Here is a 17,441-nt window from a genome sequence, read left to right as displayed (position 1 = left end):
TCCAGATGTGGACCTTGGTGCCGTTGGCGGTGCCGTAGCCGGAGACGTCGAGGCATTTGTTGGCGCCGACGGCGGTGATGCTGCCGTCGGTGTTGAGGCGCCATTTCTGGTTGTTCTGGCCGTTGCAGTCCCAGATGGTGACGGCGGTGCCGTCGGCGGTGCCGGCTCCGCTGACGTCGAGGCACTTGTTGCCGTAGACGCGCAGTTCACCGGAGCCGGTGGTGGCCCAGTTCTGGTTGGCCTGGCCGTTGCAGTCCCAGATCTGGATCTGTGCGCCGTTGGACTGCGAGGCTCCGCTGACGTCCAGGCATCGGCCCGAGCCCGTGCCCTTGAGCGCGCCGCCCGCCGGCGGGTCGACCGTGGGGGTGGCCGTGGGGGTGATCGTGGGGTCCGGGGTCGGGCCGCCGCCGAGCTGCGTGAAGAAGTTCCACACCACCGACCTGGTCCAGGAGTTCTCACCGGGCTCGAAGTCGCCGGGTTTCCCGTCGACCGGGTTGGGGGTGTGACCCGCGTCGAACGCCGCCCACGCGACCGGGTACCCGGCCCGGCACCCCGAGTAGTAGGTGACGACGTGCGTCAGGCTGCCCTGCGGCGGTTCCGGCGGGTTCTGGGGCGTGCAGCCGTTGTTCCTGACGAACCTGTCGCGCAGCGACCGGCCCGCGGAGATGTTGAGCACCGGGTCGCGGAGGCCGTGCAGACCGATGTACGCGATGGGGTCGTTGCCGCCGCTGCACCCGCTGAGCTGACCGCCGGAGTAGACCGCCACCGCGCGGAAGACGTTCGCCCGGGAGCACGCGAGCGAGTAGCTCATGCCGCCGCCGTAGCTGAAGCCCATGGCGAAGCGCTGGGTGGTGTCGACGCAGAGGTCCGACTCGATCCGCCGGATCATGTCGTCGACGAAGGTGACGTCCTCGCCGCCGGAGTTGGCCCAGCCGTTGTTGAAGCCCTGGGGGGCGACGAAGATCGCGGTGTTGTTCGACAGCGCCCTGGTGCCGTAGTAGGACCAGACGTACCCGCTGGTCCCGCCCGAGTCGACGTCGTTGGCGGTGCCGCCGTTCCAGTGGAACCCGAAGACCAGCCGGTAGGGCGTGTTGTTGTTGTAGTTGTCGGGAATCCGCAGGATGAAGCTGCGGTTCTTCCCGCTGGTCGTGATCGACTGTGTACCGCTTCTCAGCGTCGGGGTCTTGCCGCACCCGGCGGTGGGCGCGAGGGCGCTCCGCTGGGCGGACGACGCGCTCGCGCTGCCGCCCAGCACCGCCTGCACCAGGCCCAGGACGAGCAGCGCCGCGGTCGCGGCAGCGGCGAAGAGGGGTCTTTTCCTCGACATCACACGATTTCCTTCGTCGTTCTCGTGGTGACGCATGGATGGGGAAGTCGCTGTGTTAGCGCTAACTAATGGCCGTGTGACCCATCTCCTTCTTCTTCCGGGTGGCCCGATGGGACGGTCTTCCGGATCGATCCGCAGAACGGGCGGCCCTCACGGGGACCCGCCGCGGGCGGCGCGGCGGGTCCGGCCGGTGAGGCCCCGTCCCGGGGCGGGATCAGCGGTAGCCGGCGGCGACGACGCTCGCCTGCACCGCGTTCTCGGTGGCGTCGGAGGGATAGCCGGCGACCATGGCTCCCTCGTAGAAGGTTCCGGCGCTGAGGTTCGCGCCGCCGTCGGGCTTGCAGCAGTCGCCGCCGCTGCCCAGGATGATGGCGCCCTGCTTCCTCATCGGGCTGTAGCCCGGGGGGAGCGAGCCGTCGTACAGGGTGTACAGGCTGCCGGACTGCGCGTTGCTGCCCTTGATCGCGAAGCGGCTGGTGCCGTTGTTCTTCAGGGTCGCGGTGACGAACTTGTGGGGGAAGGCCCGCTGGTTGGGGTTCCAGGACTGGCTTCCGCCGGGGTAGAGGCCCCACTCCAGGTCGGCCTGGACCCAGGGACCGCCCCCGGAGCAGCCGCCGAACCAGCACTGGGTGCTGAAGTTGATGGCGTCCATGGCGCCGGCGGCGTCGGCCTTCCTGGTGGTCTCGCTGTTGCCGTAGTCGAAGCAGCAGCCGCCGTTGACGTGGGTGCCGCTGGTGACCATGTACATGCCCTCGGGCGCGCTGCCGGTCGGCACGCCGGTCAGGTGACCGTCCCGCCAGTAGCTGTTGCCGGGGTTGATGTACAGGGAGTAGGCCTTGGCGCCGCCGACGGTGAGCGACTCGGTGGTCGCGACCGCCGGCCTGCTCTGGGGGGAGCCGGGGACCACGCTGGACCCCTGGTACCACAGGTCGTTGCCGCGGCCGGACTGGTCGTACACCACCGTGACGACGCACGTGGTGCCGGCGCAGAAGGCGTCCTGGGCCGCGGCGTCGGCGACGCCGCCCGCGACCGGCAGCCCGATGTTGCGGGTCGCGTTGTCCGACGAGCGCCTGACCTGGTACAGGTTGCCGCCGTAGGCGGCGTACAGTGCCCGCGTCGTGCTGTGCGCGGCCACGCACGGGGTGCCGCCCGAGGCGTAGATGTCGCACGGGCGCGCGCCGGCCGGCAGGGTCGGCGTGGAGGTCGGCGTCACGGTCGGGGTCGGGCCCGGATCGGTTCCGGTGGTCCATTTCTGGTTGGTGCCGCCGTGGCAGGTCCAGATGTGGACCTTGGTGCCGTTGGCGGTGCCGTAGCCGGAGACGTCGAGGCACTTGTTCGCGCCGACGGCGGTGACGCTGCCGTCGGTGTTCAGGCGCCACTTCTGGTTGTTCTGGCCGTTGCAGTCCCAGATGGTGACCGCCGTGCCGTCCGCGGTGCCCGCGCCGGTCACGTCCAGGCACTTGCCGCCGTAGACGCGCAGCTCACTGGAGCCGGTGGTGGTCCACTGCTGGTTGGCCTGGCCGTTGCAGTCCCAGATCTGCACGGACGCGCCGTTGGACTGCGAGGCCCCGCTGACGTCCAGGCACCGGCCCGAGCCCGTGCCGATCAGCGGCGTGGTCGCCGCCGAGGCGGGTTCGGACCACACGAGAGCGGTGGCGACGAGGGTCGCCAGCATCGCCAGGACGGACGCGGCGAGGGTCGTCCGAGCACGCCGCCCACGCGTCGCACGGCCCGGTAAGGGAACCGGTGAAGGCTGCAATGTCGTACTCCTTCGGAAACGGGCGCGGCGGAGACGGCCGTGCCGGGGAAGGCGCGGGGCTCGCCGGAGACGGCGGGATACGGGACGCGCCCGTCCGGCGGGCGCCGAGGACCGGGCCGCCCGGTCACGGGACAGCGCGGGAGGGCCGCTCGGAGCCGATCCCCACAACGGGCGCGAATCGATTCGCCTCAGTGTCGAGGCCGCTGAGGAGGGGGGAGGAGGCTGTGTTACAGCGAAGCACACACGACCCGCACGCCGCCTGTCAAGCTTCGGTGAATCCGGGCCGGCGGCCGGGAATCCCTCCCGGCGGCTCCCAGCGGCGGCTCATCCGGCTCCCGCCGGGACGAGCCCGATGAAACGTTCATCCGTCTGGGGGAGGTCGTCACCTGGGGCCGGGCCGTCCATGATCAGTACGAAACATGTGAACGGTTCATTCGGAGCGGCCGGTGCGAACGACGCGGGCGGCGGACGTCCTCCCTGATGGACGCGTCAGAGCCGTTAACTGCGACCGTGGGCTCGGTGTGCGGAATGTGAAATAAGTGGGCTTAAGGTCTTGACGGGTCCTGGCGCTCCACTCGTAATTGGTAGCGAGATCCCCGCGGGGGGCGCGCCTCCTTCCGGAAACCCCCGCGGCCGAATCCACACGGGCAGGGTGTGGAGGGCCTCCGGGCCCTTCGCGTCGTGGCCGGCCACGACGACGTCCGCGGTCCCGCTCCGCGGGCGTCCCCCCGTGGTCCCATACGCCTCCCGTACGGCGACGGTCTCCTCCTCCGGGAGGGCGTCACCTGCCCTGCGGAGGAGGGTGTGACCTGACCATGCCCCTACCCCCCAAGGAACCACCGTGCAATCATCCTCACCCGCCGCGGTGCCGAGACCGGTCCTGGCCGGCATCGTCGCCGCGGTGCTGGCCGCGTTCGCCCTCGTCGCCCCGGCCACCTCGGCGTCCGCGGCCGCCACGACCCTGTACGCGTCGCCCACCGGCACCGGCACCGCCTGCACCTCCGCCCAGCCGTGCTCACTGACGGGGGCGCAGGCGGCGGTGCGGTCGCTGAACGGCGCCATGACCGACGACATCGTCGTGGAACTGGCGGGCGGGGTGTACCGGCTCTCCTCGCCGCTCCGGCTGACCGCCGCCGACTCCGGGAACAACGGCCACACCGTCAGCTGGCAGGCCGCGGCGGGCGCGAGCCCCGTCATCAGCGGGGCCCGCGCGGTCACGGGATGGTCGCAGGCCGACGCCGGGAAGAACATCTGGCGCGCCGACGTCGGAACCGGGATCGACACCCGGCAGCTGTACGTCAACGGCGCCCTCGCCACCCGTGCCCGTACCCAGGTGAACCGGGCCGACTTCACCGCGACCGGCACCGGCATGAGGTTCGGCAACTCCGCGTTGAACTACCTGAACAACCTGGCCGGCCAGAACCGGATCGAGATGGAGAGCATCGGCTCGTTCACCGACCGGTACGTGCGGGTGCAGAGCATCAGCGGGAACTTCATCACGATGCAGCAGCCCGGCTGGACCAACAACATCTTCGGATACGACGTGTTCACCAGCCCCCACCGGGCGGGTCCGCTGTACCTGGAGAACGCCTACGAGTTCCTCGACTCGCCGGGCGAGTGGTACATCAACCCCGCGACCGGCGTGCTGTCCTACATCCCCCTCGCCGGGCAGAACATGAACGACGTCAGCGTGGAGCTGCCGCTGCTGCAGTCCCTGGTGAACGTCGGGGGCACCTACGACGCGCCCGCGCACCACATCACGTTCAAGGGCATCACGTTCACCGGCACCAGCTGGCTGGGCCCCAGCGGCAACCAGGGCTTCGCCGACCAGCAGACCGGCGCCTACATCGCCGGCAACTGGAGCGTGCCCGCCGACCTGCCGAAGTCCTGCCAGGAGGGCTGCCAGCAGTTCGAGGCCACCCGGCCCAACTGGTACCAGATGCCCGCCGCGGTTCAGGTCTCCGCCGCGAACAACGTCACCTTCACCGACTCCCGGTTCCTCAACCTGGGGCAGACGGCCGTGGGCATCGGCAACGACGCCAACGCGCACGCCGGCGGCGTCGGCCTGGGCGCGAGCAACATCACGGTGACCCGCTCCGAGATCGCCCGCAGCTCGGCCGGCGGCATCGTGGTCGGCGGCGTGCGCGCCGACGCCCACCACCCCGGCGACCAGCGGATGGTCAACCGGAACATCACCGTCACCGACAACCGCATCCACGACCTCGGCCTGGACTACCGGGGCGTCGTCTCGGTCCTGACGACCTACGTCACCGGCAGCGACGTGTCCTACAACGAGGTCTACAACATGCCCTACACCGGCATGTCGATCGGGTACGGCTGGGGCGCCAACGACGCCGGCGGCAGCAACCACTACGCCGACCGCGGCCTGTACAACTACCAGCCGCGGTACACGACGGCCACGACCGCGTCCGGCAACCGGCTCGTCGGAAACCACGTGCACGACGTCATGCAGCAGATGACCGACGGCGGATGCATCTACACGCTGTCGGCGAACCCGAACGGGACGATCAGCGGCAACCACTGCCTGCGGACCAACGGCTGGTTCGGGCTCTACTTCGACGAGGGCTCGCGGTACTACACCGCCAACGGCAACGTCTTCTCGAACACCGGCACCTGGGCCACGGCCAACTACTGGTTCGCCGAGAACATGGGGAACTTCACCGTCACCGGCAACTGGTCGACCAACGGCAGCACCAACGTGACCAACGGCGACCGCGGCAACGTCGTCTCCGGCAACGTCACCGTCGCCGGCGGCAACTGGCCGGCGGGCGCCCAGGCCGTGATCGCGTCGGCCGGGCCCCGGACCGGCACGTCGCCCTCGCCCTCGGCCACCCCGACGGCGCCCGGGGACGCGAGCGCGCTGAAGGGCGTGGGCTCGGGCCGGTGCCTGGACGTCAGCGGGGCCTCGCAGTCCAACGGCGCGCAGATCCAGATCTGGGACTGCAACGGCCAGGCCAACCAGAAGTGGACCCCGACGAGCGCGGGTGAGCTGCGGGTGTACGGCGGCAAGTGCCTGGACGTGACCGGCGCGGGCACCGCGGACGGCACCGCGGTGACGATCTGGGACTGCAACGGCCAGAACAACCAGAAGTGGCGGCTGAACACCGACGGCAGCATCACCGCCGTCGGCGCGAACAAGTGCCTCGACGTCTCCGGCTACGGCACCGCCAACGGCACCAAGGTCCACATCTGGACCTGCACCGGAGGAAGCAACCAGAAGTGGACCCGATCCTGACCGCTCGCTGACGACCCGCCCCGCGTCCCCCACCGGCAGGGACGCGGGGCGACCCCCCTCTTCGGACCGACTCGTAAGGAACACACATGTCCCGACGTCCGTGGCTCAAACTGCTGGCCACGATGGCGCTGATCATCCCTGGAACCCTCGCGGTCAGCGGCTCCCCGGCGAACGCGCTGACGATTCCGGCGTCCGACTACCAGCAGGTGTCCCTGGCGTCCGGCAGCGCGGAGCTGGGCGAGGCGATGTCGCTGGCCGTGATGCCGAACCGGTCGGTCGTCCACACGGCCCGCGACGGCACGGTGCGGATCACCGACGTGAACGGCGCCACGAAGGTGGCCGGCAAGCTCAACGTCTACACGCACGACGAGGAGGGTCTGCAGGGTGTGGCGGTGGACCCGGGTTTCGCGTCCAACCGGTACATCTGGCTCTACTACTCGCCGCGCCTGAGCACGCCGACCGGCGACGCGCCCGGCAACGGCACGCAGGCGCAGTTCGACCAGTGGAAGGGCCACCTGAACCTCTCCCGGTTCACGCTGAAGTCCGACGACACCCTCGACCTGGCGAGTGAGAAGGTCGTGCTGGAGGTGCCCAACGATCGGGGGATGTGCTGCCACGTGGGCGGCGACCTCGACTTCGACGCGGCCGGGAACCTCTACCTGACGACCGGGGACGACAGCAACCCGTTCGAGTCGAGCGGCTACTCGCCGCTGGACGAGCGGACCGACCGCAACCCCCAGTACGACGTGCAGCGCACCGCCGCCAACACGAACGACCTCCGGGGCAAGCTCCTGCGGATCAAGCCGCAGCCGGACGGCACGTACACCATCCCCAGCGGCAACATGTTCGCGCCGGGCACGGCCCGGACCAGGCCGGAGATCTACGCGATGGGCCTGCGCAACCCGTTCCGGATGAGCGTGGACAAGGCCACCGGCGTCGTCTACCTGGGTGACTACGGCCCCGACTCGGGCGTGACCAACTCCAACCGCGGTCCGAGCGGGCAGGTGGAGTTCAACCGGATCACCGGGCCGGGATTCTTCGGCTGGCCGTACTGCACGGGCACGAACACCACCACCGAGACCTATAACGAGTGGAACTTCGCCACCAACAGCACCGGCCCCAAGTACGACTGCGCGGGCGGGCCGACCAACAACTCCTTCCGCAACACCGGGCTGACCACGCTGCCCGCCGCCAAGCCGGCGTGGATCAAGTACGCCGGGGACTCCGGGTCCCCGCCGGAGTTCGGCTCCGGGTCGGAGTCGCCGATGGGCGGCCCGGTCTACCGCTTCGACCCGAATCTGAGCTCGTCCATCAAGTTCCCGCAGGAGCTGGACGGGCGGTTCTTCGCCGGCGAGTACGGCCGCCGCTGGATCAAGGCGATCGAGGTCAAGGCGGACGGCTCCCGCGGGGAGATCTCCGCGTTCCCCTGGACCGGCACCCAGGTGATGGACATGGCCTTCGGCCCCGACGGAGCCCTGTACGTCCTCGACTACGGTGACGGGAAGAACAACCAGGCGGTGTACCGGGTCGAGTACATCGGCAAGGCGGCCAACCGCAACCCGATCGCCAAGGCCGCCGCCGACAGGCTCTCGGGACCGGCTCCGCTGACGGTGGCGTTCTCCTCCGCGGGCAGCTCCGACCCCGAGGGCGGCGCGCTGACGTACTCGTGGAACTTCGGCGACGGCACCACGTCCACGGCGGCGAACCCGTCGAAGACCTACACCGCGGACGGCACCTACACCGTCACCCTCACCGTCCGGGATCCGCAGGGGCTGACCGGGAACACGAGCCTGATCGTCACCGTCGGCAACACCGCCCCGAAGGTGACGCTGACCAACCCGGCCGACGGGCAGCCGTTCTCCTTCGGCGACACCGTGCCCTTCCAGGTCACGGTCACCGACCCGGAGGACGGCACGATCGACTGCTCCAAGGTCACCGTCACCTACCTCCTCGGCCACGACAGCCACCGCCACCAGATCACCTCCCAGACCGGCTGCTCGGGCTCCATCGCGGTGCCGGTCGACGGTGAGCACGACGCCGCGGCCAACATCTACGGCGTCTTCGAGGCCTCCTACACCGACAAGGGGGGCCTGACCTCCACCAGCTCCCGCACGCTCCAGCCGCGGCACCGGCAGGCCGAGCACTTCGGCGCCCAGCAGGGCGTGCAGACGGCCGACCACACCGGCGCCGAGGGCGGCAGAACGGTCGGCTTCACCGACGACGGCGACTGGATCTCCTTCCAGCCGTACGCCCTGGGCAACGCGACGAAGTTCACCGCCCGGGTGTCCTCCGGCGGCGCGGGCGGCCGGATCGAGGTCCGGGCCGGCTCGGCCACGGGCACGCTCCTGGGAACGGTGAACGTCGCGAGCACCGGCGGCTGGGAGACCTTCACCGACGTGTCGGCGAACCTCAGCGGCGCACCGTCCGGCACCACGACGCTGTACCTGGTCTTCCGCGGCGCGACCGGCCAGGGCTACCTGTTCGACGTGGACTCCTTCACCCTCGACACCGGCACGCCGTCGACCCCGCCCCCCGGGGACACGAGCGCGCTGAAGGGGACCGCCTCGGGCCGGTGCCTGGACGTCAGCGGGGCCTCGCAGTCCAACGGCGCGCAGGTGCAGATCTGGGACTGCAACGGTCAGAACAACCAGAAGTGGACCTCGACCAGCGCCGGTGAGCTGCGGGTCTACGGCAACAAGTGCCTGGACGTGACCGGCGCGGGCACCGCCGACGGCACGGCGGTCACGATCTGGGACTGCAACGGCCAGAACAACCAGAAGTGGCGTCTCAACTCCGACGGCAGCGTCACCGCCGTCGGCGCGAACAAGTGCCTGAACGTCTCCGGCTCCGGTACGGCCAACGGCACCAAGGCGAACATCTGGACCTGCAACGGCCAGGGCAGCCAGAAGTGGACCCGGGCCTGAGGCCGCCCTTCACCCCGTCCAGCCCCGACCCCACCGCGACCATCGACTGATGTGACGCCCGGCGCGGCCCGCCTCCGACACCGGAACGGGCCGCGCCGGACGCCGCGACGGAAGGACATCCATGCTGCGACATCCGACCCCCGCCGCGCCGGCGCGCGACGCGGGCGCCGGCCGGAAGGCGTCCGTGCTGCGACGCCTGTCGGTGACCGCCGCGGCGGCGCTCGTCGCCACCGCGGCGGCGATCCCCGCCGTCCCCGCCCAGGCAGCCGCTTTCAAGGTTCTGGTGTTCTCCAAGACGGCGGGCTTCCGGCACGACTCGATCCCCGCCGGCGTCCAGGCCATCCGCGACCTGGGGGCCACCGGCGACTTCACCGTCGACGCCACCGAGGACTCGGCCGCCTTCAACCCGGCCAACCTCGCCCAGTACAAGGCCGTCGTCTTCCTCAGCACCACCGGGGACGTGCTCAACGCCACCCAGCAGACCGCGCTCCAGTCCTACGTCGACGGGGGCGGCGGCTACGTCGGCGTCCACTCCGCCGCCGACACCGAGTACGACTGGCCGTACTACGGGCAGCTGGTGGGCGCCTGGTTCAACAACCACCCGGCGATCCAGCGGGCCACCGTACGGAACGAGGACCGGGCGCACGCCGCGACCGCCCACCTGGGGGCGACCTGGTCGCGCACCGACGAGTGGTACAACTACCGCACCAACCCCCGCTCGACGGCGAAGGTGCTGCAGAACCTGGACGAGGGCAGCTACAGCGGCGGCGGCATGGGCGGCGACCACCCGATCACCTGGTGCCACGCCCAGTCCTCGGGCCGCGCGTTCTACACCGGCCTGGGGCACACCCAGGAGTCGTACGCCGACCCGGCCTTCCGCACGCTGCTGGTCGGCGGGATCCGGTACGCGGCCGGGGCGGCCAAGGCCGACTGCCGCCCGGAGACCGGGTACACGGCGCTGTACAACGGCTCGACGGCGGGCTGGTCGCAGGTCGGCCCGGGGTCGTTCACCAACACCGACGCCACCCTGACCTCCCAGGGCGGCATGGGCATGCTGTGGTACGGCACCAAGGAGTTCGGCTCCTACTCGCTCAAGCTCGACTGGAGGCTGACCGGTGACTCCAACTCGGGGGTGATCGTCGGATTCCCGGCCACGAGCGACCCGAACGCGGCGCTCGACACCGGGTACGAGGTGCAGATCGACGCGACCGACACCCCGGACAAGACGACGGGAGCGATCTACGGGGTCAAGGCGGCGGACACCGCCGCACGCGACGCGGCGCTGAACCCGCCGGGTCAGTGGAACACCTACGAGCTGCTGGTGGAGGGCGAGCGGCTGCAGGTGTTCCTGAACGGCACGAAGATCAATGATTTCACCAACACCGATCCGGTCCGCTCGCTCCAGCAGGGCTACATCGGCATCCAGAACCACGGGTCCGGCGACGTGGTGTCGTTCCGCAACATCCGGATCAAGGAACTGGGCGGTGCGTCGCCCTCGCCCTCGGCCACGCCGACGCCGCCCGGCGGCGCGACCGCGCTGAAGGGCACGGGCTCGGGCCGGTGCCTGGACGTCAGCGGTGCCTCGCAGTCCAACGGCGCGCAGGTGCAGATCTGGGACTGCAACGGTCAGAACAACCAGAAGTGGACCCCGACGAGCGCCGGTGAGCTGCGGGTCTACGGCGGCAAGTGCCTGGACGTGACCGGCGCGGGCACCGCCGACGGCACGGCGGTCACGATCTGGGACTGCAACGGCCAGAACAACCAGAAGTGGCGCCTCAACACCGACGGCAGCGTCACCGCGGTCGGCGCGAACAAGTGCCTGAACGTCTCGGGCTCCGGTACGGCCAACGGCACCAGGGTGAACATCTGGACCTGCAACGGCCAGAACAACCAGAAGTGGACCCGATCCTGAGACCGTCCGTCCGCGCCGGGAGGCGGCCGGGGCCCTCCGGGGCTCCGCTCCGCCGGACCCCTCGCACATGACGTCACGCCCGGGGCCGCCCCCGGGCGTGACCGTGCGGACCCGCCCGCCGTTCCCCGCCGGTCAGCGCGGGCGCGCGGGGCCGGTCGTCCCGCGCAGGGAGACGGGAGGGGCGACGAGGAGGTGGCGGTGGGGGGCGGCCGGATCGGCGATGCGCTGGATGAGCAGCTCCACGGCCCTGGCGCCGAGCTCGTCGACGGGCACGTCGGCGGCGGTGAGCGGCGGGTGCAGGTTCTCCGCCCAGTGCAGCGCGGCGACGCCCGCGATGGAGAAGTCCCCGGGCACGGTCAGTCCCGCCTGCGCCAGCGCCCGGTACATGCCCGGCATGGCGGCCTCGTTGATTGTCGCGATCGCGGTGAGGCCGGGATGCCCGGCCAGGAGCCGCTCGACGCAGGAGACCCCCGACTGGGCGTCGTCGGCGCAGCACGTCTGCACGCCCTCCAGGCCGCGTTCGGCCACCGCCCGCGCGAAGCCCGCCTGGGCGCGGTGGCCGGGGCCGTACCCGGCGGCCACCAGCTCGGCGGAGCGGTTGACCAGGGCGACGCGGCGATGGCCCAGGTCGGCCAGGTGGTGCACGCACCGGGCGACGAGCGTCTCGTAGTCGACGTCCACCCAGGACAGCTCATCGGGGCGGCTGGTACGCCCTATCCCCACGAACGGCATGCCGATCTGCCCCAGCCGGACGGCCCGGTCGTCCTCCAGCCGGATCTCCATGAGGATGACGCCGTCCACGCGCCTGCCGCTCACCGTGCGCTCGAAGGAGCGGTCGTGCTCGCCTCCGGAGGGGGACAGCAGGACGTCGAGGTCGGCGCGGGCGGCGGCGTCGACCACGCTGGCCACGAAGCCGAGCTGCATGTCCGTGAGCCGCCGGCTGGCCGGGGGGATGACCAGCCCGATCGTGCGGGTCCTGCCCTCCTTGAGCGCCCTTGCGGCGGCGTTCGGCTGGTAGCCCAGCTCGTCGATGACCGCCTGGATGCGCCGGCGGGTCTCCTCCGACACCGGGCGCTTGCCGCTCAGAGCGTAGGAGACGGTGCTGCGCGACACGCCTGACCGCCTGGCGATCTCCCCAATGTTCACCGGTGCTCCTCACCTGGTCCGGGCCCCCCGCATCATCGTAAGTCGAATCGTTCGAACCGACGAACCGGGGTGTTTTCACACGCAGGCATTGACGTACGTGATCCACGGTCCTATCTTCATGCGAACCGATTCGATGAGAACGACAGCAGCCGCAGAACGCATGCCAGCGGAGGTCAGATCATGAGGTCAACGGCAACGAGCCGGCGCGCGGCCGGACTGAGCCTGGCGGTGCTGGCGGCCGCCGGCGGTCTCGCCGCATGCTCCTCACCGTCCGGAGGGTCGTCCGGCGGATCGTCCGGCGGGCCGTCCGGCGACACAGCCGCGGACGCGAGCGGAGCCGCCGGCGGCGGGACCTACACGATCTGGGACCCCTACCCCCAGCACGACAAGGGCTCCGAGTGGGTGAAGCTGCTGGACGCCTGCGGCGCCCAGGCGGGCGTCACGGTGGAGCGCACCGCCTTCGACACCACCGACCTGACGAACAAGACGCTGCTCGCCGCGCAGCAGGGCAACGCGCCCGACGTGCTCATCGTCGACAACCCGGTGGTCTCCACGCTGGCCGAGGCGGGCGTGCTGACGACGACGGAGGAGAACAGGCTCGACACCTCGGCCATCGAGCCGAACCTGCTGGGGGCGGGGCGGATCGGGGGCAAGACGTACGGGGTCCCGATCGGGGCCAACACGCTGGCCCTCTACTACAACAAGAAGGTGCTCGACAAGGCCGGGGTGGACATCGCCTCGGTCCGGGACTGGGCGTCGCTCACCGCCGCCCTGGAGAAGGTCAAGGCGGCGGGCAAGAAGGGGATCACGTTCTCGGCGATCGGCACGGAGGAGGGGAGCTTCCAGTTCCTGCCGTGGTTCTGGGGGTCCGGCGCCCTGCTCACCAAGCTCGACTCGCCGCAGGGGGTCTCGGCGGTGACGCTGTGGGCCGACTGGCTGAAGAAGGGGTACGCCCCCGACTCCGTCATCAACAACACCCAGACCACCAGCTGGCAGGAGTTCGCCGGCGGCGACTACGCCTTCGCCGAGAACGGGACCTGGCAGGTGGCCGCCGCGGAGAAGGCCGGCTTCGACTACGGGATCATCCCCGTCCCCGGCAAGGACGGCGGCACCGCGCCCGCGCCGACCGGAGGTGAGTTCGTCGGCGTCCCCGTGCAGCGGGACACCGGCCGCTACGCCACCTCCCAGAAGCTGGTGACCTGCCTGACCAGCACCGACAACTCCCTGACCACGGCCACGACCCTCTCGTACGTCGCGCCCACCGAGCAGGCGCAGTCCAAGCAGGTCGAAGGGAACCCGGACCTGAAGGTGTGGGTGGAGGCGGTCAAGGCGGCCAGGGGCCGCACCGGCGACGACCTCGGCACCAAGTACCCGAAGATCTCCGAGCCGATGTGGGGCGCGGTGCAGGCGGCGCTCAGCGGGTCGAAGAGCCCGCAGCAGGCGCTGACCGACGCGCAGGCCGCCGCCGCGAGCGCCATCCGGTGACGGCGGGAGAGCGGCGCGCGGCCGGCCGCCCCGGGCGGACCGGCCGATGGGCGGCCTGGGCCTTCCTGGCCCCGGTCGTCGTCTACCTGGCGGTCTTCTACGCCTATCCGCTGTACCGCAACGTCGAGCTGAGCCTGCACGACTACACGGTGCGGTCGTTCGTGCAGGGAGACGCCCCCTTCACGGGGACGGCCAACTACGCCGAGGTCGCCGGAGACGCGACGTTCGGGCCCGCGCTGTGGCACACGGTGGTGTTCACCCTGGTGTCCCTGGTCTTCCAGTTCACGATCGGGCTCGCCCTGGCCGTGTTCTTCGCCCAGAACTTCCCGCTGTCGGCCACGTTGCGGGCGCTGTTCCTGGTGCCGTGGCTGCTGCCGCTGATCGTGTCGGCCTCGACGTGGTCGTGGATGCTCAACAGCGACTCCGGGATCGTCAACGCCGCCCTGGCCGTGTTCGGCGTCGATCCCGTCCGCTGGCTGACCTCGCCCGACTGGTCGCTGTGGTCGGTGATCATCGCCAACGTCTGGATCGGCGTGCCGTTCAACCTGGTCGTCCTCTACTCGGGCCTCCAGGCGATCGATCCCGCCGTCCACGAGGCCGCCGCGCTGGACGGCGCGGTCGGCTGGCGGCGCTTCCGGACGATCACGTTCCCGCTACTGCGGCCGGTCTCGGCGATCACGCTGCTGCTCGGGCTGGTCTACACGCTGAAGGTGTTCGACATCATCTGGATCATGACCAAGGGCGGGCCGAGCGGGTCCTCCACCACGTTCGCCACCTGGTCCTACCGGCTGGGGTTCGGCAACCTGCTGCCGGAGTTCGGCCGCGGGGCGGCGGTCGGCAACCTGCTGATCGTGGCGGCCCTGGTCTTCGGCCTGATCTACATCCGCGCGCAGCGACGGCAGGCCCTCGCGTGAACGGGCACGCCGAGTACGGCACGGCATCCGCGTCCGGGTCCTGCCGATCAGGAGGGAGGGTCCGATGAGCGCCGTACGCGCCCGGTGGAAGACCGCGGCCGGGCTGGCGCTGACCGGCGTGATGCTGTTCCCGGTCTACTGGATGGTCAACGTGTCCCTCACCCGGGAACAGGACATGCGCAGGAGCCCGCCCGCCCTCCTTCCCCTGGACGGCACGCTGGAGGGCTACCGGTCGGTGCTCGACCGGCAGCTGCCGTACCTGGGGGTCAGCCTGGTCGTGGGGCTGGGCACGGTCGTCCTCACGCTGCTGGTCGCGGCGCCGGCCGGCTACGCGCTGGCGAAGCTGCGCCCGAGGGGCGGCGCGGCCTTGAGCTTCCTGCTGCTGATCGCGCAGATGATCCCGGGGATCATCATGGCGATGGGGTTCTACGCCGTCTTCCTCAACCTGGGCGTGCTCAACACGATCCCCGGGCTGATCGTGGCGGACTCGACGCTCGCGGTGCCGTTCGCGGTCCTGATCCTCACCGCGTTCATGTCCGGCATCCCCGAGGAGCTGCTGCAGGCGGCCCGGGTCGACGGAGCCGGTTCCTTGCGGACCTTCTGGTCGGTGGTCCTGCCGGTCAGCCGCAACTCGGTCATCACCGCGTCGCTGTTCGCGTTCCTGTGGTCCTGGTCGGACTTCGTGTTCGCCTCCACCCTCGACCAGGGCGGCGCGTACCAGCCGATCACGCTCGGCATCTACCACTACATCGGCAACAACAACCAGGAGTGGAACGCCATCATGGCCACCGCCGTGGTCGCCTCCGTTCCCGCCGCCGTGCTGCTCGTCATCGCCCAGCGTTACGTCGCCGCGGGCGTCACCGCCGGAGCGGTGAAGCACTAGGGGCCCGTCCCGCGGACCTCGCCACGGCGAGGGATCCCCGGGACGGGCCCCGGCGAGCAGGCCCGGCCCTCCTCCCCGACAGAAGGGACCCGTCCTTCATGACCGTCGCCGCAGGCCCGGTGTTCTCCCTCCGGGAGATCCCGTTCAGCTTCCGCGGATCGTGGTTCGACTTCTCCCCGGTGATCGCGGAGAACACCCACGCGCCCGATGTCCACCTGGTGTCGCACCAGACCGGAATGCACCCGATCCTGCGGCTGGTCCCCACCGCCGGCGGGGACCGCGCCGGGACCGGCCTGTCGGCCACCCCGTACACGCTCACCTGGACCCACGACGGCGGGCGGATCGACCTCGCCTACGAGACCCCCGACACCGTACGGGTACGCGGCCGGGGACTGGGGATGCGGTTCGTGGCGGCCGATCCGGTCCTGACGCCGTTCAGCGGCCCGTACTTCTACGCCGATCCCGGCGACGGCTCGTGGGTCCTCACCGTGTACCAGACCGGCCGCCGCTACCGGATCACCCTCCTCGCCGGGCGGGCCGAGCCGTACGGCGAGCAGGTGCTCGGCACCGCCGAGCGCGGCGTCGCATTCGGCGGCGACGAGCCGTGGGAGATCGCCGTCGAGGAGTACGAGACCGCGCGCGCCCCCTACCACGGCGGGGCCGGCTTCGAGCGGGTGGCCGCGGCCGCGCGGGCCGACTTCGCGTCGTTCCGGGACGCGGTGGCGCCCTGGCGCAGCGACCGGACGCCCGCCGCCGAGCTGGCCGCCTACGTCCTGTGGTCGGCCACGGTCCGCCCGGCCGGGTTCGTCGCCAGGCCCGCGGTGCTGATGTCCAAGCACTGGATGGACAAGGTCTGGAGCTGGGACCACTGCTTCAACGCCATGGCCCTCGCGGACGGGCTGCCGGAGCTGGCGTGGGACCAGTTCCGCCTGGTGTTCGACCACCAGGACGCCACCGGGGCGCTTCCCGACTCGGTCACGCATTCGGAGATCCTGTACAACTTCGTCAAGCCGCCCATCCACGGCTGGGCCCTTTCGCGGCTGCGCCCGCTGCGTGACGGCGGGGCCGCCGAGGTGTACCCGCTGCTGGAGCGGTGGACCTCCTTCTGGCTGACCCGCCGGCGCGTCCCCGGCCACGAGTTCGCCCACTACCAGCACGGCAACGACAGCGGCTGGGACAACGCCACCACCTTCGACCCCGAGCGCGTCGTCGAGACCGCGGACCTGGCGGCCTTCCTCGTCCTCCAGATGCGCGAGCTCGCCCGCCTGGCCACCGAGCTCCGCCTCCCGGACGCGGCCGCCGCCTGGGACCGGGGGGCCGACCGCATGCTCCGGGCGCTGCTGGCCGAGCTGTGGGACGGCGACGGGTTCGTCGCCAGGAGCCCCCGCACCGGCCGCACGTGGTCCGGTTCGAGCCTGCTCGACCTGATGCCGATCGTGCTGGGGGAGGAGCTGCCGGAACCCGTCCGCGCGTCGCTGGCCGCCCGCATCGAGGCGCACCTCACCGAGTTCGGGCTGGCCACCGAACTCCCCGGCTCACCCCACTACCGGGCCGACGGCTACTGGCGCGGCCCGATCTGGGCGCCCTCCACCGTGCTGGTGGAGGACGGCCTGCGCCGCGCCGGATACCCGGTCCTGGCCGACGAGATCAGCGCCCGCTTCCGCGGTCTGTGCGAGAGGTCCGGGTTCGCGGAGAACTTCGACGCCCGCAGCGGCGCGGGGCTGCGTGACCGCGCCTACACCTGGACCGCCAGCGCCTATCTCATCCTCGCCGCCGCCCACGAGCGCCGGGAGGGGCCGGTCGCGGCCGCCACCGTGTGACCCCGTGCGATCCTG

10 protein-coding genes are annotated in these 17,441 nt (G+C 70.9%); 7 read left to right on the top strand and 3 right to left on the bottom strand.

Annotated features, from left to right (window positions below):
• A partial coding sequence (locus AB0D67_RS34945) for a ricin-type beta-trefoil lectin domain protein (RefSeq protein ID WP_362945481.1) occupies nt 1–1,327 on the bottom strand: 1,327 nt, incomplete at its 3' end.
• Between the two features lie 214 nt (nt 1,328–1,541).
• A complete protein-coding gene (locus tag AB0D67_RS34940) occupies nt 1,542–3,002 on the bottom strand; it encodes an arabinofuranosidase catalytic domain-containing protein (protein WP_362945479.1) in 1,461 nt (486 codons plus the stop codon).
• A 925-nt stretch (nt 3,003–3,927) separates the two neighbouring features.
• Between AB0D67_RS34940 and AB0D67_RS34935 the strand changes: the two genes are divergently transcribed.
• The 3 genes from AB0D67_RS34935 (at nt 3,928) to AB0D67_RS34925 (ending at nt 11,178) form a co-directional block, all read left to right on the top strand.
• Nucleotides 3,928–6,342, top strand: a complete 2,415-nt coding sequence (locus tag AB0D67_RS34935; protein ID WP_362945477.1) for a ricin-type beta-trefoil lectin domain protein — start codon at nt 3,928–3,930, stop codon at nt 6,340–6,342.
• 86 nt (nt 6,343–6,428) lie between these two features.
• Nucleotides 6,429–9,266 carry a carbohydrate-binding protein gene (locus AB0D67_RS34930; protein ID WP_362945475.1) on the top strand — a complete coding sequence of 946 codons (2,838 nt, stop codon included), beginning with the start codon at nt 6,429–6,431 and terminating at the stop codon, nt 9,264–9,266.
• A gap of 121 nt (nt 9,267–9,387) precedes the next feature.
• Entirely contained in the window at nt 9,388–11,178 is a 1,791-nt protein-coding gene (locus AB0D67_RS34925) for a ThuA domain-containing protein (RefSeq protein WP_362945473.1), read from the top strand.
• Between the two features lie 132 nt (nt 11,179–11,310).
• Here the strand turns inward: AB0D67_RS34925 and AB0D67_RS34920 are convergent, their stop codons facing one another.
• A complete protein-coding gene (locus tag AB0D67_RS34920) occupies nt 11,311–12,324 on the bottom strand; it encodes a LacI family DNA-binding transcriptional regulator (RefSeq protein WP_362945471.1) in 1,014 nt (337 codons plus the stop codon).
• A gap of 180 nt (nt 12,325–12,504) precedes the next feature.
• On the opposite strand from AB0D67_RS34920, the gene AB0D67_RS34915 reads away from it, so the two are divergent.
• The 4 genes from AB0D67_RS34915 to AB0D67_RS34900 all read left to right on the top strand — a co-directional run bounded on the left by AB0D67_RS34915 (nt 12,505) and on the right by AB0D67_RS34900 (nt 17,426).
• Nucleotides 12,505–13,809: a sugar ABC transporter substrate-binding protein gene (locus AB0D67_RS34915; protein ID WP_362945469.1), complete on the top strand. Its 1,305-nt coding sequence runs from the start codon at nt 12,505–12,507 to the stop codon at nt 13,807–13,809.
• Entirely contained in the window at nt 13,806–14,723 is a 918-nt protein-coding gene (locus tag AB0D67_RS34910; RefSeq protein ID WP_362945467.1) for a sugar ABC transporter permease, read from the top strand. The genes AB0D67_RS34915 and AB0D67_RS34910 overlap by 4 nt, the downstream gene beginning before the upstream one ends.
• A gap of 64 nt (nt 14,724–14,787) precedes the next feature.
• Complete coding sequence (locus tag AB0D67_RS34905; RefSeq protein WP_362945465.1) at nt 14,788–15,606, top strand: carbohydrate ABC transporter permease; 819 nt, start codon at nt 14,788–14,790, stop codon at nt 15,604–15,606.
• A 98-nt stretch (nt 15,607–15,704) separates the two neighbouring features.
• On the top strand, nt 15,705–17,426 hold the full coding sequence (locus AB0D67_RS34900; RefSeq protein WP_362945463.1) for a trehalase family glycosidase: 1,722 nt from the start codon (nt 15,705–15,707) through the stop codon (nt 17,424–17,426).
• Nucleotides 17,427–17,441 lie beyond the last annotated feature (15 nt).

Source organism: Streptosporangium sp. NPDC048047, assembly GCF_040653115.1.
GTDB lineage: Bacteria > Actinomycetota > Actinomycetes > Streptosporangiales > Streptosporangiaceae > Streptosporangium.
Note: the sequence above shows the minus strand (reverse complement) of the source record. Positions and strands in the feature narration are given on the sequence as shown.

Excerpts from the sequence above, each read along its gene's own strand:
- AB0D67_RS34915 (WP_362945469.1), top strand. The coding sequence starts at position 12,505 with ATGAGGTCAACGGCAACGAGCCGGCGCGCGGCCGGACTGAGCCTGGCG.
- AB0D67_RS34925 (WP_362945473.1), top strand. The coding sequence starts at position 9,388 with ATGCTGCGACATCCGACCCCCGCCGCGCCGGCGCGCGACGCGGGCGCC.
- AB0D67_RS34900 (WP_362945463.1), top strand. The coding sequence starts at position 15,705 with ATGACCGTCGCCGCAGGCCCGGTGTTCTCCCTCCGGGAGATCCCGTTC.
- AB0D67_RS34905 (WP_362945465.1), top strand. The coding sequence starts at position 14,788 with ATGAGCGCCGTACGCGCCCGGTGGAAGACCGCGGCCGGGCTGGCGCTG.
- AB0D67_RS34930 (WP_362945475.1), top strand. The coding sequence starts at position 6,429 with ATGTCCCGACGTCCGTGGCTCAAACTGCTGGCCACGATGGCGCTGATC.
- AB0D67_RS34940 (WP_362945479.1), bottom strand. The coding sequence starts at position 3,002 with ATGCTGGCGACCCTCGTCGCCACCGCTCTCGTGTGGTCCGAACCCGCC.